This is a genomic window from Acinetobacter towneri DSM 14962 = CIP 107472, assembly GCF_000368785.1.
Classification (GTDB): Bacteria; Pseudomonadota; Gammaproteobacteria; order Pseudomonadales; family Moraxellaceae; genus Acinetobacter; species Acinetobacter towneri.
Genome location: NZ_KB849676.1, coordinates 1 through 2,501 on the forward strand (window position 1 = coordinate 1; position 2,501 = coordinate 2,501).

The following is a 2,501-nucleotide window of genomic DNA, read 5'->3' on the forward strand; positions in this document are numbered from 1 at the left end:
CGGGTGTGATTGGGCTATAAACTAGAAACTACAGCATTGATTTCTATAGATAATTATAACGCATTTCGTATAAGGTGTATTATGTTAATTTTAGATTTTTTAAAAAATTAGGGCATCCATGAATCCTTTAGAATTCTACTGTTTAATATTGAAAAATATGGATAAAAACCTGGCTAAGAAACTAGGTAAAATTGAGAAAAAATATACTAATGTTCCATTTAAAAATGATGAAATAGCTAAAGTTAAAATTAAATCCGAATTTGCTTCAGAAATGGGGTTTTTCGTACTTAATTCAGCAACTTCTTTAGCTGTAGATGAAGAAAACTATAATTTTGCATACTGCTTAAAAATCTTAGAACTATATCCAATTAAGAATAACGATTTTTTTTATTGGAATGAGCATATAAAGCTATTTTCAGAATTAGAAAAAAATAATTTTTTATATGAAGATGTCTGCAAACTACATGATTTTCTGGTAAATAACTTTAGCTTTAACGGTGATTTAAAGAATATTATTAGTCATGAGATGCTTAGAAATTCTGGCGTCAATATACTGCTAATTTTAATTCACTTAGATCATTTAATTTCTAAGAAGTGGGGATTCCAATCAATCTCACTAAACCAAGCATTAAAGTTTAAGTTTAAAAATAAACGACCATACTTCCCATCAAAAACTTTTACAGATTTTCTTTTATTTATCTTAAAGATAAATGCAAAGTTTGAAGCAACAAAAGGACATAAAGTCGAGATTCTGAAGACTATTCCTCCAACTAATGGTTTTGAGCAATGGTTAGATCCTTCTCTCGAAGATGAACAAATTAAAGAATTTATACAACTAATTAAAAAAGTTAGAGAAAACAGAAGACTATGCTACTTGAATGAAGTCTATGAGTTCCTAGGTCTACCTTATGGTGAGTTTAAAAATGATGAAATTTATGAACAAGTCTCAGAAGAGAATTATTTATTCCTGAAAAATGAACTTCCAGAAGATAAGTGGTTTGAAAGTATTAATGCCATAGCTGGCCTATGGTTAATATATTTTTGGCAAGACTTTTATTATAAACATTTTCAAAAAACAGCCAGCGTTTCTACGTTAGCTACATCAGAAGATTTTATCGTGATATGGGAAGCCTTCCTGAAGAAATATCCTTCAGAAGGCCAATATCTTTGGCCTTCTGAATTGATATTACAAGATAAATAAATTTTTATTTACGAGGTGGATTATTGTCTCGGCCACCACCTGATGGATTTCCAGTAGTACTAGGCCAACCTGCTGTGCTCATAGTTTTCATCCTTATTTAGATTTCGTAGGTTTATGATTAGGATTCAATTGTCGGCTACGGTTGTCCTGATTCTGCGCATGTTGAATATTATTAGGATTTTTTACTGTAGCACGTTGATCATTCGCTGTTTGTGTCATTGCTTTCTCCTTAAAATGTTTGAACATCTGACAAGGAAAGTATGGCTTCAAAAAAATATGCATCTTGCCTGAAAAACAGTAAAAAAGTTTAAATTTTAACCAAAAAAATTATGTATTTAACATAATGGTGTTATACGAAATTAATGGATGTTCGTATAAATTACTTGCATATTGTATTCGATCGAATACAATATAGTGAGAAGATAAGGAATCCTCATGATTGAAATTAAACGTCTTCCAGAATTTGATGAATGGTTGGATGGCATTAAAGACAATATGACCCGTATCCGCCTGAATCGTCGATTAGATAAGGTTCAACGTGGAAACTGGGGAGACATTAAACCTCTCCAAGATGGCGTTTGGGAAATGAGAGAATTCTTCGGTTCTGGATGGAGGATGTATTACATCCAACATGGTGACGTTGTGATTGTAATGCTTGGTGGTGGAGATAAATCAACTCAACAACAAGACATCGATCGGGCAGTCAAACTATCGAAAACATTGGAGGATTAAAATGGTTAAAGTCGCTGATTTACCAAGTTTTGATATGGCTGAGTCGCTCAAAACTGAAGAAGACATTGTGATGTATCTCAATATGGTTCTTGAAGAAAATGATCCAGCTGAATTAGCCCATGCACTTGGTGTTATTGCTAAAGCTCGTGGCATGACTCAAATCGCTAAAGAAGCAGGGATTGGGCGTGAAGCACTCTACAAAGCCCTACGTCAGGATTCAGCACCACGTTTTGATACGATTAATCGTGTAGTAAATGCTTTAGGCTTAAAGCTCACAGTACAACACGCTTAAAACTTTAAAAATATAGTAAAAATGGGAGCTAAAGGCTCCCATTTTTAGATTCGTATAAGGTGTATTATGTTAATTTTAGAAATTCTATATAAATATAGAATTTTTAAAACTTAAATTCTGGCATGTGTCCCATACTTATCAATCATGATCGAACTGGCTTCATTTAGACCACGTACTGTGACATTCGCACCATTCTTTTGAAATTTATTTACAACAGAATCAAGCATGGCGACTGATGTTACATCCCAAATGTGAGAATGGGTCAAATCAATAATC

General features: G+C 32.9%; 5 protein-coding genes. 3 read left to right on the plus strand and 2 right to left on the minus strand.

Annotated features, from left to right (window positions below; all coding sequences use genetic code 11):
• Positions 1–118 precede the first annotated feature (118 nt).
• Positions 119–1,201, plus strand: coding sequence for a hypothetical protein (locus F947_RS00290; protein ID WP_004969299.1), 1,083 nt, complete (start codon positions 119–121; stop codon positions 1,199–1,201).
• Between the two features lie 93 nt (positions 1,202–1,294).
• Here F947_RS00290 and F947_RS14895 read toward each other — a convergent pair whose 3' ends face one another.
• Positions 1,295–1,420: a hypothetical protein gene (locus F947_RS14895; RefSeq protein ID WP_004969301.1), complete on the minus strand. Its 126-nt coding sequence runs from the start codon at positions 1,418–1,420 to the stop codon at positions 1,295–1,297.
• A gap of 216 nt (positions 1,421–1,636) precedes the next feature.
• Here F947_RS14895 and F947_RS00295 point away from each other — a divergent pair, with 216 nt between their 5' ends.
• Both F947_RS00295 and F947_RS00300 read left to right on the plus strand, forming a co-directional pair.
• A complete protein-coding gene (locus tag F947_RS00295) occupies positions 1,637–1,933 on the plus strand; it encodes a type II toxin-antitoxin system RelE/ParE family toxin (RefSeq protein ID WP_004647749.1) in 297 nt (98 codons plus the stop codon).
• A 1-nt stretch (position 1,934) separates the two neighbouring features.
• Positions 1,935–2,225: an addiction module antidote protein gene (locus F947_RS00300; protein ID WP_004969304.1), complete on the plus strand. Its 291-nt coding sequence runs from the start codon at positions 1,935–1,937 to the stop codon at positions 2,223–2,225.
• A 110-nt stretch (positions 2,226–2,335) separates the two neighbouring features.
• Here the strand turns inward: F947_RS00300 and F947_RS00305 are convergent.
• Positions 2,336–2,501: STAS domain-containing protein (locus F947_RS00305; RefSeq protein WP_040333388.1), on the minus strand; the 166-nt coding region annotated here is incomplete at its 5' end.

What these genes read in the sequence shown, in the direction of transcription:
- F947_RS00290 (WP_004969299.1), top strand. Translation starts at nt 119, where the DNA reads ATGAATCCTTTAGAATTCTACTGTTTAATATTGAAAAATATGGATAAA.
- F947_RS14895 (WP_004969301.1), bottom strand. Translation starts at nt 1,420, where the DNA reads ATGACACAAACAGCGAATGATCAACGTGCTACAGTAAAAAATCCTAAT.
- F947_RS00295 (WP_004647749.1), top strand. Translation starts at nt 1,637, where the DNA reads ATGATTGAAATTAAACGTCTTCCAGAATTTGATGAATGGTTGGATGGC.
- F947_RS00300 (WP_004969304.1), top strand. Translation starts at nt 1,935, where the DNA reads ATGGTTAAAGTCGCTGATTTACCAAGTTTTGATATGGCTGAGTCGCTC.